17 protein-coding genes, 1 tRNA gene and 1 pseudogene are annotated in these 18778 nt (G+C 68.1%); 14 read left to right on the top strand and 5 right to left on the bottom strand.

Annotated elements, in window-relative coordinates; all coding sequences use genetic code 11:
* Positions 1-35 precede the first annotated feature (35 nt).
* Positions 36-111 (bottom strand) — tRNA-Glu (locus ASD55_RS12080).
* Between the two features lie 192 nt (positions 112-303).
* Here ASD55_RS12080 and pcnB point away from each other — a divergent pair.
* The 5 genes from pcnB (at position 304) to panD (ending at position 4414) form a co-directional block, all read left to right on the top strand.
* On the top strand, positions 304-1662 hold the full coding sequence (pcnB, locus tag ASD55_RS12075) for a polynucleotide adenylyltransferase PcnB (protein WP_056714943.1): 1359 nt from the start codon (positions 304-306) through the stop codon (positions 1660-1662).
* Positions 1659-2138: a 2-amino-4-hydroxy-6-hydroxymethyldihydropteridine diphosphokinase gene (folK, locus tag ASD55_RS12070; RefSeq protein WP_056714948.1), complete on the top strand. Its 480-nt coding sequence runs from the start codon at positions 1659-1661 to the stop codon at positions 2136-2138. Before pcnB ends, folK begins: the two co-directional genes overlap by 4 nt.
* A gap of 55 nt (positions 2139-2193) precedes the next feature.
* Positions 2194-3024, top strand: a complete 831-nt coding sequence (gene panB, locus ASD55_RS12065) for a 3-methyl-2-oxobutanoate hydroxymethyltransferase (protein WP_056714951.1) — start codon at positions 2194-2196, stop codon at positions 3022-3024.
* A 48-nt stretch (positions 3025-3072) separates the two neighbouring features.
* Positions 3073-3918, top strand: coding sequence for a pantoate--beta-alanine ligase (gene panC, locus ASD55_RS12060; protein WP_056714954.1), 846 nt, complete (start codon positions 3073-3075; stop codon positions 3916-3918).
* A 103-nt stretch (positions 3919-4021) separates the two neighbouring features.
* A complete protein-coding gene (gene panD / locus ASD55_RS12055) occupies positions 4022-4414 on the top strand; it encodes an aspartate 1-decarboxylase (protein WP_007806142.1) in 393 nt (130 codons plus the stop codon).
* A gap of 155 nt (positions 4415-4569) precedes the next feature.
* On the opposite strand, the gene queG is transcribed toward panD, so the two are convergent.
* Positions 4570-5664 (bottom strand): tRNA epoxyqueuosine(34) reductase QueG, encoded by a 1095-nt coding sequence (gene queG, locus ASD55_RS12050; protein ID WP_056766420.1) that lies wholly within the window; start codon positions 5662-5664, stop codon positions 4570-4572.
* A 15-nt stretch (positions 5665-5679) separates the two neighbouring features.
* Between queG and ASD55_RS12045 the strand changes: the two genes are divergently transcribed.
* The 6 genes from ASD55_RS12045 to ASD55_RS12020 all read left to right on the top strand — a co-directional run bounded on the left by ASD55_RS12045 (position 5680) and on the right by ASD55_RS12020 (position 12992).
* Complete coding sequence (locus ASD55_RS12045; protein ID WP_056766418.1) at positions 5680-7179, top strand: bifunctional ADP-dependent NAD(P)H-hydrate dehydratase/NAD(P)H-hydrate epimerase; 1500 nt, start codon at positions 5680-5682, stop codon at positions 7177-7179.
* Entirely contained in the window at positions 7172-7648 is a 477-nt protein-coding gene (gene tsaE, locus ASD55_RS12040) for a tRNA (adenosine(37)-N6)-threonylcarbamoyltransferase complex ATPase subunit type 1 TsaE (protein ID WP_157598976.1), read from the top strand. The genes ASD55_RS12045 and tsaE overlap by 8 nt, the downstream gene beginning before the upstream one ends.
* A gap of 166 nt (positions 7649-7814) precedes the next feature.
* Positions 7815-9302: an N-acetylmuramoyl-L-alanine amidase gene (locus ASD55_RS12035; RefSeq protein ID WP_056766415.1), complete on the top strand. Its 1488-nt coding sequence runs from the start codon at positions 7815-7817 to the stop codon at positions 9300-9302.
* Positions 9303-9345: 43 nt separating this feature from the next.
* On the top strand, positions 9346-11157 hold the full coding sequence (gene mutL, locus ASD55_RS12030) for a DNA mismatch repair endonuclease MutL (RefSeq protein ID WP_056766413.1): 1812 nt from the start codon (positions 9346-9348) through the stop codon (positions 11155-11157).
* A 34-nt stretch (positions 11158-11191) separates the two neighbouring features.
* Positions 11192-12100 carry a DUF1684 domain-containing protein gene (locus ASD55_RS12025; protein WP_056766411.1) on the top strand — a complete coding sequence of 303 codons (909 nt, stop codon included), beginning with the start codon at positions 11192-11194 and terminating at the stop codon, positions 12098-12100.
* A complete protein-coding gene (locus tag ASD55_RS12020) occupies positions 12084-12992 on the top strand; it encodes a DUF1684 domain-containing protein (RefSeq protein ID WP_056766408.1) in 909 nt (302 codons plus the stop codon). The genes ASD55_RS12025 and ASD55_RS12020 overlap by 17 nt, the downstream gene beginning before the upstream one ends.
* A gap of 31 nt (positions 12993-13023) precedes the next feature.
* Here ASD55_RS12020 and ASD55_RS12015 read toward each other — a convergent pair whose 3' ends face one another.
* Positions 13024-13806: an enoyl-CoA hydratase-related protein gene (locus ASD55_RS12015; RefSeq protein ID WP_056714976.1), complete on the bottom strand. Its 783-nt coding sequence runs from the start codon at positions 13804-13806 to the stop codon at positions 13024-13026.
* Positions 13807-13965: 159 nt separating this feature from the next.
* Between ASD55_RS12015 and ASD55_RS12010 the strand changes: the two genes are divergently transcribed.
* The 3 genes and pseudogenes from ASD55_RS12010 (at position 13966) to ASD55_RS12000 (ending at position 16378) form a co-directional block, all read left to right on the top strand.
* Entirely contained in the window at positions 13966-14694 is a 729-nt protein-coding gene (locus tag ASD55_RS12010; protein WP_007806123.1) for an FKBP-type peptidyl-prolyl cis-trans isomerase, read from the top strand.
* A 27-nt stretch (positions 14695-14721) separates the two neighbouring features.
* Positions 14722-15527 (top strand): annotated as a pseudogene (locus tag ASD55_RS12005) (DUF1289 domain-containing protein).
* The gene (locus ASD55_RS12000) at positions 15524-16378 is read left to right on the top strand and encodes a sulfurtransferase (RefSeq protein WP_056766407.1); all 855 of its coding nucleotides are present in this window, start codon (positions 15524-15526) and stop codon (positions 16376-16378) included. Before ASD55_RS12005 ends, ASD55_RS12000 begins: the two are co-directional and overlap by 4 nt.
* A gap of 65 nt (positions 16379-16443) precedes the next feature.
* Here the strand turns inward: ASD55_RS12000 and ASD55_RS11995 are convergent, their stop codons facing one another.
* The gene (locus ASD55_RS11995) at positions 16444-17205 is read right to left on the bottom strand and encodes an enoyl-CoA hydratase/isomerase family protein (RefSeq protein WP_056714984.1); all 762 of its coding nucleotides are present in this window, start codon (positions 17203-17205) and stop codon (positions 16444-16446) included.
* 19 nt (positions 17206-17224) lie between these two features.
* Entirely contained in the window at positions 17225-18679 is a 1455-nt protein-coding gene (locus tag ASD55_RS11990) for a DUF4139 domain-containing protein (RefSeq protein ID WP_056766405.1), read from the bottom strand.
* Positions 18680-18778 lie beyond the last annotated feature (99 nt).

Below are 18778 nucleotides of genomic sequence, written 5' to 3'. Positions count from 1 at the left end.
GATGTTGCAGCGATCATGGATGATCGCACAAGCATTGGTGCTCCCTACGAGACTCGAACTCGTGTTCCCGCCTTGAGAGGGCAGTGTCCTAGGCCACTAGACGAAGGGAGCGTTATGCAGCGAGGCGCGCTAGTATAACGGAATTGTTTCGCCCGGCAATGCTTGCCGTGCATCTGCCTGCGTCGCCCGAAACGGGACCTGCCGGTGCACGTGTCCGGCGCCACGCGGAGCGGCCCGCGTTGCTCTGTGCCGCGATATATTGCAACCGACGGGCAGCTTCGCCCCGCCAAGGATTCCCACCGCTTGAATCTACAATCAAGGACTGACGCCACGCCGACGCTGCGGATCATTCCGCGCGACCAGCACATCATTTCGCGCAAGAACATCAGCAAGGCCGCCTTGCGCGTGCTGTACCGGCTGAACGAGGCCGGGCACACGGCCTATCTGGTCGGCGGTGCGGTACGCGACCTGCTGCTGGGGCTGCAGCCGAAGGACTTCGACGTGGCCACCGATGCCACGCCGGATGAAGTGAAGCAGCTGTTCCGCAACTGCCGCCTGATCGGCCGCCGCTTCCGCCTGGCCCACGTGGTGTTCGGCCCGGAAATCATCGAGGTCGCCACGTTTCGCGGCACCGGCGAGGAGGGCGGCGAGGGCGACCGTCACATCGTCGATGGCCGCATCGTGCGCGACAACATCTGGGGCACCATCGAGGAAGACGCGATCCGCCGCGACTTCCGCGTCAACGCGATGTATTACGACATCAGCGATTTCTCCGTGCGCGACTACGTCGGCGGCATGCAGGACCTGCAGGACCGGATGCTGCGCCTGATCGGCGAGCCGGACGTCCGCTACCACGAGGACCCGGTGCGCATGCTGCGCGCGGCGCGGCTGGCGGCGAAGCTGGACATGCAGATCGACGCCGCCGCGATGGCGCCGTTCGAGACGCTGGGGCCGCTGCTGGCCGACGCCGCGCCCGCGCGCCTGTTCGACGAATCACTGAAGATGTTCCTGTCCGGCAACGGCCTGAAGAGCTTCCGCATGCTGGAACACTGCGGGCTGCTCAAGTTCCTGTTTCCGGCCACCGCACGGGCGCTTCGGCGCGGCGACGACGCGCTGCGTTCGCTGGTCGAGAACGGGCTGGCCAATACCGATGCCCGCATCCACGAGGGCAAGTCGGTCACGCCGGCCTTCCTGTTCGCAGTGCTGTTGTGGGGCGAAGTGCGCGACGTGGCGCACCAGTTGATCGGGCGTGGCGTCGAAAGCAACGAGGCCTGGGCGCAGGCCGCCGCCCGCGTGGTGGGCGAGCAGTGCCAGCGCGTGGCGATCCCGCGCCGGTTCACCTTCACCATGGAGGAGATCTGGTCGTTGCAGCCGCGCTTCGAACAGATCCAGCGCAAGCGCGTATTCCGCCTGATGGCCCATCCGCGCTTCCGCGCCGCCTTCGATTTCCTGCTGCTGCGTGCCGACGAGTCACCGGCGATGCGCGAGCTGGGACAGTGGTGGGCCCACGCCCAGCAGCTGCCGCAGGATGTGCTGGCTTCGGCCCTGCCGGCCGGTGGCGGTGCAGGCGCCAATGATTACGTTCCCGCGCCGGTCGCCGCGAAGCCGCCGCGTCCACGCCGTCGTCGTCGCAAGCCGGGCAACAAATCAGGCTCCGCATGAGTCTGGCCTACGTGGCGCTGGGCAGCAATCTCGGCGATCCCCGGCAACAGGTGCTGGACGCGATGGATGCGCTGGCGCGCCTGCCCGGGACCCGACTGCGACAGCGCTCCTCGCTGTATCGCACGCTGCCGTGGGGCGTGCTGGAGCAGCCGCCCTTCATCAACGCGGTGGTGGAACTGGACACGGAGCTCTCGCCGCATGTCTTGCTGGACGCGCTGCTGGCCATCGAGCAGCGCGCCGGTCGCGTGCGGGCCGAGCGCAACGGGCCGCGCACGCTGGATCTGGATCTGCTGCATGTCGAAGGCGTGCAGCTTGACGATCCCGACCTGACCCTGCCGCATCCCCGCATGGCCGAGCGGGCCTTCGTGCTGCTGCCCCTGTGCGACATTGTGCCCACCCTGCGCCCGTCCGGCCAGGCTACCGTGGCTGAACAACTGGCCCGGCTCGATCCATCCGGTTGTGAACGCGTGGCTTGAGCCCTCAACGTGGCGCGCCGGATAATCGGCGGCCCAGCATCGATCAGGAATTGCCGTGTACGTGCAGAACGCCAGTGTCCCCGACCGCAAGCCGGTGACCGTGCCAGGCCTGCTTGCGATGAAGGCCGAGGGTCGGCGCATCGTGATGCTCACCGCCTACGACGCCAGCTTCGCCTGGCAACTGGAATCGGCCGGCATCGACATCGCGCTGGTCGGCGATTCGCTGGGCATGGTGGTGCAGGGCCATCGCAGCACCTTGCCGGTGACGCTCGATCACATGGTCTACCACACGGCCGCGGTGGCCCGCGGACTGGCGGCCACCATGCTGGTGGCCGACCTGCCGTTCATGGCCGATCGCGATATCGCGCATGCGCTGGAAGCCGGCGCGCGACTGGTCGGCGAGGCCGGTGCGGCGATGGTCAAGATCGAGGGCGCCGCGCCGCACATCCAGGAAGCGATCGCGGCGCTGAGCGCGCGGGCCATTCCGGTTTGTGCGCACCTGGGGCTCACCCCGCAGTCGGTGCACAAGTTCGGCGGCTTCCGCATCCAGGGACGCGAACAGGCCGCCGCCGATCGCGTGCTGGCCGAGGCGCTGGCGGTGCAGGCGGCCGGCGCGGACCTGCTGGTGATGGAGGGCGTGCCGGTGGAACTGGGGCGGCGAGTGACCGAGGCGCTTTCGATTCCGGTGATCGGCATCGGCGCCGGCCCGCATTGCGACGGCCAGGTGCTGGTGATCCACGACATGCTCGGCATCACGCCGGGCAAGCGCCCGAAATTCAGCAAGGATTTCCTCGCCGGGCGCGATTCTGTGGCCGCGGCCATTGCCGCCTATGCCGAGGACGTGCGCAGCGGCGCCTTTCCGGCGCCCGAGCACTGTTTCAACTGACCTTCGTTTTCATTGAGCCCGTTCAACCGGGCTGCGAGTCGACCGATCATGCAGACCGTACAAGACATCCCCGCGCTGCGGGCCGCGATCCGTGGCTGGCGCACGCAGGGCCAGACCGTGGGCTTCGTGCCGACCATGGGCAACCTGCACGCCGGTCACCAGTCGCTGATCAAGCTGGCGCGTGCGCGCACCGAGCGGGTCGTCGCCAGTGTCTTCGTCAACCCGACCCAGTTCGGTCCCAACGAGGATTTCGACCGTTATCCGCGCACCCTGGCGCAGGATCAGGCCGCGCTGGCCGAGAGTGAATGCGACCTGCTGTTCGCACCGGAGGTCGCCACGATCTATCCGTTCGGTGCCGCGCACAGCGTCAGCGTGCGCGTGCCGCGGATCACCGACGAGCTGGAAGGCGCCCATCGGCCGGGCCACTTCGATGGCATGGCCACGGTGGTGTGCAAGCTGTTCAACCTGGTGCAGCCGGACGTGGCCGTATTTGGCCAGAAGGACTTCCAGCAGTTGAAGGTGGTCGAGCGGATGGTGCGCGACCTGGGCCTGCCGCTGAAGGTGATGGCGGCGCCGATCCTGCGCGCCGAGGATGGCCTGGCGCTCAGCTCGCGCAATCAGTACCTCAGCGCCGAGGAGCGGGCGCGCGCGCCGTTGATCCACGACACCCTGCAGAAAATGCGCGAACTGCTGGCGCAGGGACATCCGTGGCAGGCGATCGAGCAGACCGCCGCCGCGCGCCTGCAACGTGCGGGTTTCGTGCCGGACTACGTGGTGATCCGCCGTACCGAAGACCTGGCCGAACCGGCCGACGGCGAGTCTGACGGGCTGATTGCGCTGGTGGCGGCACGGCTGGGCAACACGCGCCTGATCGACAACTTGCTGTTCGACTGAGGTGGCCGCATATCCGGGAACAGGCCGTTGATGTTGCGATGCAGCGTCAGCAGTTCGATAATGCCCGACTTTGCAGGCTGACCCCGCCGGAAACAAGATTCCCATGCACCTGAACATGCTCAAGGCCAAGATCCACCGTGCCACGGTGACCCACGCCGAACTGCACTACGAAGGCTCGATCGCGATCGACGGTCTGCTGCTGGACGCCTCCGGCATCCGCGAGTACGAGCAGATCCACGCCTGGAACGTCAACAGCGGCCAGCGTTTCGTCACCTATGCGCTGCGTGCCGAGGAAGGCTCCGGGATCATCTCGGTCAACGGCAGCGCCGCGCGCAGTGCCCAGGCCGGCGACATCATCATCATCGCCGCCTTCGTGCAGCTTAGCGAAGCGGAGCTGGAGAACTACCAGCCGACCTGCGTCTACGTCGCCGCCGGTCCGGGCAACCGCATCAGCCACACCAATCGTTCGATCCCGAAGCAGATGGCCGACGCCTGAGAAGTTGTGAGTTTCAACTTCTCAGGTCGATCAGGGCGAGGGCATGGATGCCCGGGTTGAGGCAACGCAGGAGCGGTTGCCCGAGGGCCGGACATGCGCCGGACTCGCGATAGAAGAAAACCACAGGACCTGGTTTTCTTCACAGGCCCTGAGCGTCAGCGGCGCTGCTTTGCCAGCGCCCATGCCACGTGTTCACGCACCACCGGCGACGGATCGTCGGCGCGTGCATTGAGTGACTCGATCGCGGCGGCCGATTGGGGTGCATTGCCCAGCGCCACCGCGATGTTGCGCAGCCAGCCTTCGTAACCGGTGCGGCGGATCGCCATGCCTTCGGTGCGCTTGAGGAATTCGTCCTCGCTCCAGGCAAACAGCTCGACCAGTTTCGCGCCATCCAGACTGTGCCGCGGCGCGAAATCCGCCTCGGTGGTGGTCTGCGCGAACTTGTTCCACGGGCAGACCAGCTGGCAGTCATCGCAGCCGAAGATGCGGTTGCGCATCGGCGCGCGCAGTTCTTCGGGGATGCTGCCCTTCAGCTCGATCGTCAGGTAGGAGATGCAGCGTTTGGCGTCGAGCTGGTAAGGCCCGATGATTGCCTGGGTCGGGCAGACCTCGATGCAGCGCGTGCAGCTGCCGCAATGCGCGCTGGCCGGTTCGTCCACCGGCAGCGGCAGGTCGGTGTACAGCTCGCCGAGGAAGAAATACGAGCCCGCACTGCGGTTGATCAGCACCGTGTGCTTGCCGATCCAGCCCATGCCCGCGTTGCGCGCCAGCGCCTTTTCCAGCACCGGCGCCGAATCCACGTAGGCGCGATAGCCGAAGTCGCCGACGACGCCGTGGATGCGTTCGGCCAGTTTCTGCAGGCGGCCGCGCATCAGCTTGTGGTAGTCGCGACCCAGCGCGTAGCGGGAAACATAACCGGCCTCGGCGTCATTCAGCACGCCCCAGGCGTTCGCGGTGCCGGGCGGGATGTAGTCCATGCGCACCGAGATGACCCGCTGGGTGCCCGGCTCCAGTTCGGCTGGCCGGGTGCGTTTGGTGCCGTGCCGCGCCATGTATTCCATCTCGCCGTGGTGGCCGTGATCGAGCCAGCTCAGCAGATGCTGTTCGTCGTCGGCCAGCTGGGTGCCGCTGATGCCGGTGTCGGCGAAACCCAGTTCGCGCGCCCAGCCCTTGATGTCGCGGGCGAGCGTGGCGTAGTCGGGTGTGCGGGCGTCGATGTCGGACATCCGGCTATTGTAGGTGCGCTGCATGCCTATAATTCGCGCATGCCCGTCCACCCGACCAGCCGCAACCTGCATACCGTCGACCAGTTGCGCGCGATCGAGCGCGCGGCGCTGTCGGCGCTGGGCATTTCCGGGCCCGAACTGATGCGGCGCGCGGCCAGCGCGGCGCTGAGCAGCCTGCGCCGGCACTGGCCGCAGGTGCAGCACGTCTGCATCCACTGCGGCCCCGGCAACAACGGCGGCGACGGCTTCCTGCTGGGCCTGCTGGCGCGCGAGGCCGGCCTGCAGGTCGACATGGTCGGGTTGACGGCCAGCTCGCATGGCGACGCAGCGGTGGCGCGCGCGGCATGGGAGTCCGCTGGCGGGCAGGTGCTGGTCTGGGACGAACAGGCCGTGCTTCCCGAAGCGGAACTGCACGTGGATGCGCTGTACGGCATCGGCCTCAATCGCGCGCCGGAAGCGGCTCCGGCACGCTTGATCGAGGCGATCAACCGCAGCGCTCGCCCGGTGCTGGCGCTGGATGTGCCCAGCGGGCTGGACACCGACCGCGGCAGCTGCGCCGCAGCGGCGATTCGCGCCGATGTCACGGTGACCTTCATCGCCGGCAAGCGCGGCCTGCATACCGGGCGCGCCGCCGATCACGTCGGCGTGCTCGAACTGGCCACCCTCGGCGTGCCGGAAAGCGTCTGCGCGGCGGTGCCGGCGGATGCCCGTCTGCTGTCCGCCGAGTCGCTGCCGCCGCGGGACCGTTACGCCAACAAGGGCAACTACGGCCATGTGCTGGTGATCGGCGGCGACCATGGCATGGCCGGTGCGGTGCACCTGGCTGGGGAGTCGGCGCTGCGCGCCGGTGCCGGGCTGGTCAGCGTGGCGACGCGGGCGGCCCATGTGTTCGCGCTGAACGCGGCGCGACCGGAACTGATGGCGCATGGTGTCGACGGTCCCCAGGCACTGGCCACGCAGCTCGACCGTGCCAGCGTGCTGGCGCTGGGCCCGGGGCTGGGCCAGGCGGCCTGGGGTCACGCCCTGTGGCTGACCGCGCTGGACGCGAACAGGCCGCTGGTGCTCGATGCCGATGGCCTGAACCTGCTGGCGCGCGAACCGCGTCGATTCACCGCGCCGACCGTGCTGACGCCGCATCCGGGCGAGGCCGGGCGCCTGCTGGGAATCACCACCGGCGAGGTCGAGCAGGATCGCTTCGCCGCGGCGCGCGAAATCGCGCGCCGCTACCACGCCGTCGTGGTGTTGAAGGGCGCCGGCAGTCTGGTCGCCGATCCGGATGGACGTCTGGACGTCTGTCCGTGGGGCAATCCGGGCATGGCCAGCGGCGGCATGGGCGACCTGCTCACCGGCATCGTGGCGGCACTGCTGGCGCAGGGCTGCAGTGCGTGGCAGGCGGCCGGGCTTGGCGCGGGCCTGCACGCCCGTGCCGGCGACCGGGCGGCGCGGCAGGGCGAGCGCGGCCTGCTAGCCGGTGACCTGCTGGCGCCGTTGCGGGCACTGGGCAATGGCATGACGGGCTACGAACGTGACCATGATTGAACCGGCGCAGGCGGTGTCGACCTGGATGCTTGCCGACGAGGCGGCCACCGCGGCACTGGGCGCGCGCCTGGCGGGTGCGCTGGACGGCGGGCTGGTGATCTACCTGCACGGCCCGCTCGGCGCCGGCAAGACCAGTTTCGCCCGCGCCCTGTTGACGACGCTGGGAGTCGGTGAACGGGTGAAGAGCCCCACCTACAGTCTCGTCGAAGGCTATGCGGCAGGCGGACGGCCCGCCTGGCACCTCGACCTGTACCGGATCGCCGATCCGGGCGAGCTGGAATGGCTGGGCCTGGACGCGCTGGCCGATCCCGACGCGGTGGTGCTGGTGGAATGGCCCGAACGCGGCAGCGGAGCTTTGCCCGCGGCGGATCTTGCCGTGACCCTGGACTACGCCGGGGCTGGCCGTCAGGCATCGCTGCGGGCCCATGGCGGGCGCGGCGCGAGGCTGCTCGACAGGATTGCCAAGTAATTCTTTTCGCTGGAAAAACCTGATTCGGTCGTTCAAGCCAAGGACTTGTGCTGGAAACACGAGTTGCATCCACTAGCTTGATCTCACCTGATAAATGCCCCGCAGGTTATGGATATTCAAGGGAAAGATCTTGCAATGCGCATCGCCCTGCGTTTCAATGCGGAGCATGAGGGCTTGCCTGAACAACCGGATCGGCTGGTGTGCCGTCGCGATCGCGGCGCTGCTGCCCGTGGGCGCGGCCGGTGCCGCGCAGTTGAAGGACGTCCGCGTCTGGGCCGGTCCGGCCTATACCCGGGTGGTGTTCGACGCGTCCGGCCCGCTGCAGTACAAGATCAGCCAAAAGAATGGCCAGGTGCTGATCGAACTGCCGGACAGCAACCCCGGCGGTGATTTCTCCGACCCGTCCGCACAGGGCCTGTTCCACGGCATGACGCATTCCCGCCTTGGCAGTGGCATGCAGCTGACCGCCAGGGTCGATCCGTCGAGCCGGCTGAAAAGCTTCCTGCTGAAACCGAAGGACGATGGCGACTATCGGCTGGTGCTGGATTTCTATCCGGCCGACAACGCCGCCGAGGTCGAGCGTGATGTCGCTGCCGACAGTGCCGCGCCGGCGCCGAAGGCTCCGGTGGCTGCCGCTGCGGTCGCGAAGCCGGCCCCCGTCGAGACCTACAGCAATCCCACGCACAGCCGCCGGGTTGCCGCCGAGCAGGCGGCAGCGATGCTCAACGGCCAGCGCCAGGTGGTGGTGGCGATCGACGCCGGTCATGGCGGCAAGGACCCCGGCTCGCACGGTCCGGGCGGCACGCTGGAAAAGAACGTCACCCTTGCGGTGGCGCGCGAGCTGGCCGCCGAGATCAATCGCCAGCCCGGCATGAAGGCCGTGCTGACGCGCGACAGCGACTTCTTCATTCCGCTGGCGCAGCGCTACAAGATCGCCCGCGAGCACAATGCCGACCTGTTCGTGTCGATCCACGCCGACGCGTTCACCAGCGGCGACGCCAAGGGGTCTTCGGTATGGGTGCTGTCGCCGCGCGGCAAGACCAGCGAGGCTGCGCGGTGGCTGGCCGATCGCGAGAACCGCGCCGACCTGATCGGTGGCACCTCGCTGGACGACAAGGACGACAGCCTGGCCAAGGTGCTGCTGGACATGCAGCAGGGCTGGGCGATACAGGCCAGCGACATGATCGCCGGCAACGTGCTCAAGGCGCTGGGGCGTCTGGGGCCGACCCATCGCGGCTATGTCGAGCGCGCGAATTTCGTGGTGCTGCGTTCGCCCGACGTGCCGTCGATCTTGGTCGAGACGGCCTTCATCAGCAATCCGACCGAAGAGCGCAAGCTGCGCGATCCGGGGCACCAGAAAAAGCTCGCCGAAGCGGTCATGGGCGGCGTGAAGAATTATTTTGAATCGACGCCGCCGCCGGGCACCTGGTTTGCTGCCGAGGCGGCGCGACGCAATGGCGTGCAGCTGGCGTCCAGCGCCAGTCAGTCGTCCGGCAAGGCGTCCGGGCGCGACGTGCACAAGGTCGGGCGCGGCGAAAGTCTCAGCAGCATCGCGCGCCAGTACGGCGTCAGCGTCGGCGCACTGAAGAACGCGAACCAGATCAGCAGCAATACGGTGCGTGCCGGCACCACGCTGACCATTCCCGCCGGCTGACTTTCCCCGCGGCATCGCGGTTGTTCGCTGTTAAAGTTGGCGGATGACCGTCATCCGCCTGCTTCCCCCCGAACTCATCAACCAGATCGCCGCCGGCGAAGTCATCGAGCGGCCCTCCTCGGTGGTCAAGGAACTGGTCGAGAACAGCCTCGACGCCGGCGCCACGCGCATCGAGGTGGACATCGAGGCCGGTGGTGCGCGACTGATCCGCGTGCGCGATGACGGCGGCGGCATCCGTGTCGACGAGCTGCCGCTGGCGGTGGCCTCGCACGCGACCAGCAAGATCGGCAGCTTCGACGACCTGGAGCATGTCGCCAGCATGGGTTTCCGGGGCGAGGCGCTGGCCTCGGTGTCGTCGGTGTCGCGCTTCGCGCTGACTTCGCGCGTGCGCGACCAGGACGCCGCATTTCGCATCGAGGTCGACGGCGGCAAGCTGCAGGCGGCGCGCCCGGCGCAGCATCCTTCCGGCACCAGCGTCGAAGTGCGCGACCTGTTCTACAACGTGCCGGCGCGACGGAAATTCATGCGCGCCGAACGCACCGAGTTCGCGCATGTCGACGACCTGCTGAAGTCGCTGGCGCTGGCCCGCGGCTCGGTGGAATTCCGGCTCAGCCACAACGGCAAGCCGGTGCGCATCTGGAAGGCCGCCCGCGATCAGCAGGCGCAATTGCAACGGGTGGCCGAGGTGCTTGGCGATGAATTTCCATCGCAAAGCCTGCGTATCGATCACGCAGCGGCGGGCCTGCACCTGTCCGGCTGGGTCGGCTTGCCGACCGCCTCGCGGGCGCAGGCCGACTCGCAGTATTTCTACGTCAACGGCCGGCTGGTGCGCGACCGCATCGTGGCCCATGCGGTGCGCCAGGCGTATGCCGACGTGCTGTTCCACGGCCGCCATGCGGTGTTCGTGCTGTACCTGGAGCTGGACCCGGCCGGCGTCGACGTGAACGTGCACCCGGCCAAGCACGAGGTGCGCTTCCGCGAGCAGCGGCTGGTGCATGACTTCCTGTTTCGCACCCTGCACGAGGCGCTGGCGCAGACGCGGGCGGGGCTGGGCACGCTGCCGGTGACGGAAGCTGTTTCGATGCCGGCCCAGGCCCATCCGGCGCCGATGGCCACCGCGTATCCGTCAGCGTGGCCCAGTGCATCCAGCCAGAGTCGGCTGGGTCTGGGCACGCGTGAGGAACCGCTGGCCGACTATGCCGCGTTGCTGGGCCCGTCTTCGTTCGCGCCGGTGGCTGCGGCGCCGCTGCCGGAGTCGGCCGAAGGCGAGGCGCCGCCGCTGGGTTTCGCCATCGCGCAGCTGAAAAGCATCTTCGTGCTGGCCGAGAACGCGCACGGGCTGGTGCTGGTCGACATGCACGCGGCGCACGAGCGGATCACCTACGAGAAGCTGAAATCCGGCCGCGTCGGCAGCAACCTGCGCTCGCAGATGCTGCTGGTGCCGTTGAGCCTGGCGGTGAGTGCCAGGGAGGCCGCCGCCGCCGAGGAACACGCCGAGGCGCTGGCCGACTGGGGCCTGGAACTTTCGCGCAGCGGTCCGGCTACGATCGTGGTGCGGCGCATCCCGGCGTTGCTGGAAGGCGCCGACGTGGCCCAGCTCAGCCGTGACGTGTTGTCCGAACTGGCCCAGCACGGCAGCTCGCGCCGACTGCAGGAGCTGGAGAACGAACTGCTGTCCACCATGGCCTGCCACGGCTCGGTACGCGCCGGTCGGCGCCTGACCCTTCCCGAGATGAATGCGCTGCTGCGCGAGATGGAGGCGACCGAGCGCTCCGGACAATGCAATCATGGGCGCCCGACCTGGGTGCAACTGAGCCTGCCCGAGCTGGACCGGTTGTTCATGCGCGGTCGCTGACGCGCCGTCGAGAAACGTTTCACTGGAGAAACCGATGCTCCGTAACAGCCTTTTTGTTGCCGCCGCCATTCTGGGAGTCGCTACCGTGCACGCCACCGACATCGATAACTACACGCAGGGTATCCAGCAGTGGCATGCCGGCCGTGTGGAACGGCTTACCGCCGCGGACGGCTGGCTCAGCCTGATCGGGCTGGAGTGGCTGCAGCCGGGCGCCAACCGGGTCGGCAGCGCCGCCGACAACGACATCGTGCTGACCGCCGGGCCGGCCCATCTCGGCGTGGTCACGCTGGCGGCCGACGGCAGCATGCGGATCGTGCTGGACCAGGACAGCCATGCCACCATCGACGGCAAGGCCGTCAGCGAAGCCGTGCTGGTGGATGATGCGCACGCCACCGCGGATGCGGCGCCGACGAAGGTGGCGTTCGGCACGGCGAGCTTCTACGTGATCGATCGCGACGGCCGCAAGGGCCTGCGGGTGAAGGACAGCGAAGCGCCCTCGCGCAAGCATTTCCTCGGCATCGACTCGTTCCCGATCGATCCGTCCTGGCGGATCGAGGCGAACTGGGTGCCGGCGCAGCCGGGCGAGACGCTGGAGATGGGCTCGGTGATCGGCACCATCGACAAGTACCCGATACCGGGCAAGCTGGAGTTCACCCGCGACGGCAAGCATTTCGAGTTGCTGCCGGTGATCGAGGAGCCGGGCGACGCGCAATACTTCATCGTGTTCGCCGACCACACCAGCGGCAAGGAAACCTACGGCGCGGCGCGCTTCCTGTACATCGACCCGCCGAAGGACGGCAAGGTCGTGCTGGACTTCAACAAGGCCTACAACCCGCCGTGCGCGTTCACCGGTTTCGCCACCTGTCCGCTGGCGCCGCCGGAGAACCGGCTGGATCTGCGCGTGACCGCGGGGGAGAAGAATTATCGTGGCTCGCATCACTGAAAGGAGCGCGCTGGTCGCGCTGGGCTCGCTGCTGGCAATCTCCGCACCGGCGGCCACGCCGGCTGATTACGTCGCCTCGGTGCAACGCGCGCGCAGCGAGCGCGTCGAGCAACTCAGGCAGATGGACGGTTATCTGGCGTTGACTGCGTCAGGTTGGCTGGAGCCCGGATCGAACAGCGTGGGCAGTGCGCCGGACAACCACTTCCCCGTCTCCGGTGCCCCTGCGCACCTGGGCGTGCTGGAGCTTGCGACGGACGGGCAGGTCAGGCTGCATCTGGCGGATACCCGCGGCATCACCGTCGACGGCGCACCGGCGGCGATCGACAACGTCTTGCGCACGCAAGGTTCCGACGGCAAGCAGCGGCCGACCCGGGTGGGTTTCGGCAGCAGCTATCTGTACGTGATCGAGAACGGCGCGCAGCGCGGCTTGCGGGTGAAGGACAACGACGCACCGCTGCGCACGCACTTCCCGGGCTTCGACTATTTTCCGATCGATCCGTCCTGGCGGATCGAGGCGGACTGGGTGCCGTTCAAGCCGTCGCACACGTTGAAGATGGCCTACGTCACCGGCACCGTGAGCGATACGCCGATCGCCGGCAAGGCGGTATTCCGGCGTGACGGCCGCAGCTACGAGCTGCTGCCGATCGAAGAGGATGGCCGGCTGTTCTTCGTCTTCAGCGACCGCACGGCGGGGAAGCTGACCTATGGCGGCGCCCGCTTCCTGTACGCGGCCGCGCCGAAGAACGGCAAGCTCGTGCTGGATTTCAACCTGGCCGAGAACCCGCCGTGCGCGATCACGCCGCACGTGGTCTGCCCGCTGGCGCCGCCGGAAAATCGTCTGAAGCTGGCGGTGACCGCGGGCGAGAAGAAATTCGACGAAGACGAAAAGTAGGGCAGGCAGCGCCTGCCCTGCGTGCAGGGCCTCAGCGCCCCTTGAACTCCGCCTTGCGCTTTTCCAGGAACGCACCGGTGCCTTCGCGCATGTCCTCGGTGGAAAACGCCAGCGCGAAACCCTGGGTTTCGAATTCCAGGCCCTGGTCGATGGCGGTTTCGCCACCTTGCAGCACCGCGTCGAGGATGCCGGCCGCGGCCAACGGCGCGGCAGCAGCCAGCTGATCGGCCAGCGCGTCGACCGCCTCGTCCAGCGCCTCGGGCGCGACCACGCGGGTGACGATGCCCAGCTCGAACGCGCGCTGCGCGTTGATCACCGCGCCGGTCAGGCACAGTTCCAGCGCGGCGCCGCGGCCGGCCAGGCGCAGCAGGCGCTGGGTGCCGCCGAAGCCGGGGATCAGGCCGAGGTTGATTTCCGGCTGGCCGAATTTCGCCTTCTCGCTGGCCACGCGCAGGTGGCAGGCCATCGCCAGCTCCATGCCGCCGCCCAGTGCGAAACCCTGGATGCGGGCGATGACCGGCTTGCCCAGCCGCTCGATCGAGCTCATCAGGCGCTGGCCGGTGCGCGAGAAGCCCTGGGCCTGCACCGGCGTATAGCCGTTCATCTCGGCGATGTCGGCGCCGGCGACGAAGGCCTTCTCGCCCGCGCCGGTCAGCACCACGACGCGCACGGCGTCGTCCTGGCCGGCCTGCGCGAAGGCGAGGGTCAGTTCGTTCAAGGTGTCGCGGTTCAGTGCGTTGAGCTTGTCCGGACGGTTGACGACGATGGTGCGCACGGCACCGCGGTTGCCGATTTCGAGATTGCGATAGGCCATGGCTGGCTCCTGACAGTGGCAAGCCGCCGATGGTAGCAGCGGGAACCTTTGCCGCCGCCGGGTTTCTCAAGCCACGTGCGCGATCCGCTGCACGGGATGCGCGAACCGCTTAGGATGTTTGCTCGGGATCAAGGCTCGCGTCGGCGAGAGGAAGGATCGGTGGAACAAGGCATCACACATCTGCGTTGCGCCGCGTTCGGCCTGCTGCTGGTTGCCGGCGCGGCCTGCGCCCAGAGCGCTGCTCCGGCACCGGCGCGAACGGACAAGGCCAGCCTGTCGTACGCGATCGGTTACCAGATCGGCAGCCAGTTCGCCGACGGCAAACCCGATGTGGAGATCCCGGTGCTGGTGAAGGCGATCGAGGATGCCTACGCCAGGCGACGGCCCGGCGTGTCGATGCAGGAGATGCACCAGCAGCTGCAGCGCCTCGACCAGCAGATGCACGCCGAGGCGCTGAGCGAATTCAAGCGGATCGCCGCGGCGAATGCACGCAAGAGCGCCGCCTACCTGGCCAGCAACCGGCAGCAGCCCGGCGTGGTGCAGTTGCCGTCGGGCATCCAGTACCGGGTGTTGAGCAAGGGCGACGGCAAGGTCAGTCCCACCGTGACCAGCCTGGTCACGGTGAACTATCGCGGCATGCTGATCGATGGCACCGAGTTCGACAGCACCTGGGCGCATGGTGCGCCGGTCAGCTTCAGCGTCGACAAGGTGATCCCCGGCTGGCAGGACGTGATTCCGCGCATGCATACGGGTGATCGCTGGAAGGTGGTGATTCCGCCGCGGCTGGCCTATGGCGAGGCGGGCGCCCTGCCACGCATCGGTCCGAACGAGGCACTCGTTTTCGAGATCGAGCTGCTGGCGATCAAGTCCGACCCGGCCCGGCCGTGACCCTTGCGGTGATAACATCCCGGGGTCATGTCGAACGATCCCGCCCGCGCTGAAGACGCCTCCCACGATGCCCCGCTGACGCCCTGCATCGGCACCTGCCGGCTGGACCCGCGCGGCTATTGCATCGGTTGCCAGCGCAGCGGCGAAGAGATCGGCCGCTGGCGCATGATGAGCCAGGCCGAACGCCGGTACGTGATGCAGCAGGTCCTGCCATTGCGCCGGCAACCATGATCGACGACCGCATCGATGGCCTGATCGACGCCTTGCTGCCGTTGTCGTCGCCACCGACCGGCCCGGGCTGGAACCATGCGGACATGGCGCAACTGCTTGGCACCACCGAGCGTCGGCCGGCGGCCGTGCTGGTGGGCTTTCGCGAAGGCGTGCAGCCGCGGCTGGTGCTCACCGTGCGCAACGACAACCTGCAGGCGCATGCCGGTCAGGTGGCCTTTCCCGGTGGCGGCACGGATCCCGCCGACGACGACGCACTGGCCACCGCGCTGCGCGAGAGCGAGGAGGAGATCGGGCTGGATCGCCAGCTGGTGAAGCCGCTGGGCTACCTCGACCGCTTCGAGACCATCAGCGGCTTCTGCATCACCCCGGTGGTGGCCAGCATCGACGTCAGTGCGCAGTTGTATCCGGCGCCGGATGAAGTTTCCGAAGTCTTCGAAGTGCCGCTGGCGTTCCTGCTGGAGCCAGCCAACCTGCGCCGCTACACGATGGAGTTCCGCGGCCAGACCCGGCCGATGGTGGAATTCGTCCACGGCGGCCATCGCATCTGGGGCGCCACCGCCTCGATGCTCTACAACCTGCTGCAGAGGATGGGACGGACATGACGCTGAAGACCACCCTGATCGATGTCGATGCACTGGCGGCGCTGCCGTCCGACGAGGTGCTGATCGTCGACTGCCGCGTCGACCTGGCCGACCGCATGCAAGGCGAGCGCACCTACCTGGCCGGCCACATTCCCGGCGCGGTGTTCGCCGACCTGGAACGCGATCTTTCCGACATGTCGCGCGTGCCTGAGGGACTGGGCCGGCATCCGCTGCCGTCGACGTCGGCCTTCAATGCCGTGCTCGGTCGCTGGGGCTGGAAGCCGGACCTGCAGGTGGTGAGCTACGACACCGGGCCGGGGGCGCTGGCAGCGGCGCGTCTGTGGTGGCTGCTGCGGCTGGCCGGCGTGCACAACGTGGCGGTGCTCGATGGCGGCATCGCCGCATGGCAGGCGGCTGGCCTGCCGCTGGAAACGGACGTCCGTCCGCGCACGTCCACCGAGGTGACGCTGGCCCGGGATGCGGGCCAGGTGATCGTCGACCACGCGGCCCTGCATGCCGCGCCGGCGCCGCTGCTGATCGACGCCCGCGCCGGCGCACGTTATCGCGGCGAGGTCGAGCCGCTGGATCGCGCCGCCGGTCACGTGCCCGGTGCCCGCAATCGCCCGTACGTCGACAACCTGCAGGCCGACGGCCGTTTCAAGCCGCCGGCGCAGCTGCGCCAGGAATTCGCCGCCGTACTGGGCGATGCCGCGCCCGGGCAGGTCGTGCACATGTGCGGCTCCGGCGTCACCGCCTGCTACAACCTGCTGGCGATGGAACACGCCGGCCTGCACGGCTCGCGGCTGTACGCGCCGTCATGGAGCGGCTGGGTCAGCGACCCGTCGCGGCCGGTGGCCAAGGGCGAGGAGTGAGTGAAGAGGAGTGAGAAGCGAGATAGAGCTATCGACTCCCACCTTCTCTTCTCACTCCTCGCCACTCACTTCTCGCTCTTGCTCTTCAGTTTCGCCACCAGCGCCTGCAGCACTGCCTGCGTTTCCGGATGGAAGAACGCGTCGACGAATTCATCCAGCGGCAGCGCGTCGACGTCGGCATAGACGCCAGCCAGGTCGGCACGAGCCAGCCGGCGGGTGGTCAGCATGGCGTTGGACGGCAGCGCCAGCAGCTCGCCCAGCCAGTGCAGGGCGCGGGTGGTGACCTGGTCCACGCCGGTCAGTTCGTCGACGAAGCCGCAGGCCAGTGCCGCGTCCGACTCGATCATCGCGCCCGCTACCAGCAGGCGTTCGGCACGGTAAGTGCCAACGACGCGGCGCAATGCCAGCTGGATGGATTCGGGCACGATCAGGCCCACCTGCACTTCGTTGAGGCCGATCCGGAACGGGCCCGAAGCCATCACGCGGTAGTCGCAGAACAGCGCCAGCACGGCGCCACCGGCAGGGCTGTGGCCGGTGATTGCGGCGACCATCGGTACCGGGCAGCGCGCCAGCGTGGCGCACAGCGCGAAGAACTCGCGCCAGTACTCGCGCACGCCGGCCCGGTCGCAGGCGAGCAGGGCGGGCACGTCGACACCGGCGGAGAACAGTCCCTGGGCGCCGGACAGCACGATGCCGCGCACGTTGTCGCGTACTGCCTCATCGATGGCGGCGTGCAGCGCCCGCACCAGCTCCAGGTTCAGCGCGTTGACCGGCGGCCGGGCCAGCTGGATCTCGCGGATCGCGTCGTGATTGATCAGGTTGAGCATGGTTGACTCCGTTCAATGATTATTGCGGCTGTTCGTCGGCGGTCCAGCTGTAGCGCACCGCGTAATCGAGCACGGCCTTGCCGTGGGCGGGCACCTCGATGCGGAACTCCAGCGTGTCCGGATTCTGCTGGCTGGGCTTGCTGCTGGACGATACCAGTACCCACTGGCGCCAGCGGCCGGGATGCTCGCGGACCGTCACGGTGCGCGCGCTCTCGCCGGCATTGCTCAAGTTGATGCGGAACGCTTCGTCCATCGTGCGGGCGGCCTTGTCGATGCTGAAGCTGGTGCGCTCGCGCTCGGCGCGCAGGTCGAACGCGGTGCCCAGGGTGATGGTGGCGTCGCTGCCCTTGGGCGTGTCCTCGATGCGGCCTTCGCCGATGAACTGGGGCGTGCCGTTGCGGTCGGCCGTGAGTACGCGCAGGTAGCCGGCCGGCAGGCTGTCGAAGGCTTTCAGCTGCAGTGTGCTGACGATGGTGTTGCCGCCGCCCTGGTTGAAGTCGCGGTTCACGATCGGCTGCTGCGGCTGGAAGCTGCCGCCGTTCTCGTACAACGCGGTGCGTGTGCAATCCATCGCGCGGCTGGCATACAGCGGCACCTGGCTGACGCTGCCATCCGGCAGCTCGATCGCGCCGGGCAGGGTATAGCTGCGATAGTCGCCGATGCTGTCCTGTTGCGGCATGGCGTCGGCCTTTGCGTTGAATCCGCGTGCCATCGCCATCATCGGTTGCGGGGCCGACGGCTTGGCCATGTTCGGCTCGCCGGCGATCAGGGTGAGTTTCGCATCGTGCCAGTCGCGCCCGCTGCGGTTGGCGATGCTGGCGCGCGCTTCGAACTGCATGCGGCAGGTGGCGCCCGGCTGCAGCGTCGCCACGTAGGCAGCGCGCCAGCCCAGGCCCGAGGTGGGATAGCTGAGCACGGCGCGGGACGTGCCGGCACGTGCGGCGTCCACGCGCAGGCTCAGGCTGGAGCCGAGCGGGAACTTGCCGTCGGTGCTGCGCACCGAGGCGTAGTTGCGCACCAGCGTGGTGCCGGTAACGCCGCGTATCAGCAGGCCGTCACCCGCGCGCAGCAGGGTGCCGTTGGCCAGCGGCAGGCCGCCGGCGCCGAGCACTTCCACCGCATGACCGACCAGTCCGGTCAATGCCGCATTCGCGCCTTGCGCCAACAGCAGGCGCTGCGAAACCACCTTCGCATTGCCTTCGGGAAAGCCCAGCGCCAGCGCCTCGGCGTCGAGCGAATTCGGCAGGTCGCCGATCACCACGTCGTGCGTGCCCGCGGCGAGATCCAGCGTGCGCTGTTCGCGCACCACGGCATAGCCGTCGTTGACATTGCCGCCATCGTTGCCGGCATACAGCGCAGCGCTGTCGCTGCGATACAGGGTGAGTTCGGTGGCGTCGGCGGCATGCGCCGCGGATGTGCCGGCAAGGGCGGCGATGCAGGCGAAGGCGAGGACGGTGCGATGTGGCGTCGTCATGGGGGCGCATTCCATCGTGGGGAGTGGATTGCCATCATAACGAGGGCGGGCGCATGCCGCGTGCCGACTGCGTCGCTGTGTGCGGTGGACGCCTGACTT

This window comes from Rhodanobacter sp. Root561 (genome assembly GCF_001427365.1).
Lineage (GTDB): Bacteria > Pseudomonadota > Gammaproteobacteria > Xanthomonadales > Rhodanobacteraceae > Rhodanobacter.
The sequence above is the reverse complement of the archived record's forward strand: the minus strand, read 5'-3'. Positions and strand labels throughout refer to the sequence as shown.

Bases quoted from the DNA above. Each gene is read 5' to 3' on its own strand.
- folK (WP_056714948.1), top strand. From the start codon at position 1,659: ATGAGTCTGGCCTACGTGGCGCTGGGCAGCAATCTCGGCGATCCCCGG.
- panC (WP_056714954.1), top strand. From the start codon at position 3,073: ATGCAGACCGTACAAGACATCCCCGCGCTGCGGGCCGCGATCCGTGGC.
- panD (WP_007806142.1), top strand. From the start codon at position 4,022: ATGCACCTGAACATGCTCAAGGCCAAGATCCACCGTGCCACGGTGACC.
- queG (WP_056766420.1), bottom strand. From the start codon at position 5,664: ATGCAGCGCACCTACAATAGCCGGATGTCCGACATCGACGCCCGCACA.
- ASD55_RS12045 (WP_056766418.1), top strand. From the start codon at position 5,680: ATGCCCGTCCACCCGACCAGCCGCAACCTGCATACCGTCGACCAGTTG.
- tsaE (WP_157598976.1), top strand. From the start codon at position 7,172: ATGATTGAACCGGCGCAGGCGGTGTCGACCTGGATGCTTGCCGACGAG.
- ASD55_RS12035 (WP_056766415.1), top strand. From the start codon at position 7,815: ATGAGGGCTTGCCTGAACAACCGGATCGGCTGGTGTGCCGTCGCGATC.
- mutL (WP_056766413.1), top strand. From the start codon at position 9,346: ATGACCGTCATCCGCCTGCTTCCCCCCGAACTCATCAACCAGATCGCC.
- ASD55_RS12025 (WP_056766411.1), top strand. From the start codon at position 11,192: ATGCTCCGTAACAGCCTTTTTGTTGCCGCCGCCATTCTGGGAGTCGCT.
- ASD55_RS12015 (WP_056714976.1), bottom strand. From the start codon at position 13,806: ATGGCCTATCGCAATCTCGAAATCGGCAACCGCGGTGCCGTGCGCACC.
- ASD55_RS12000 (WP_056766407.1), top strand. From the start codon at position 15,524: ATGACGCTGAAGACCACCCTGATCGATGTCGATGCACTGGCGGCGCTG.
- ASD55_RS11995 (WP_056714984.1), bottom strand. From the start codon at position 17,205: ATGCTCAACCTGATCAATCACGACGCGATCCGCGAGATCCAGCTGGCC.
- ASD55_RS11990 (WP_056766405.1), bottom strand. From the start codon at position 18,679: ATGACGACGCCACATCGCACCGTCCTCGCCTTCGCCTGCATCGCCGCC.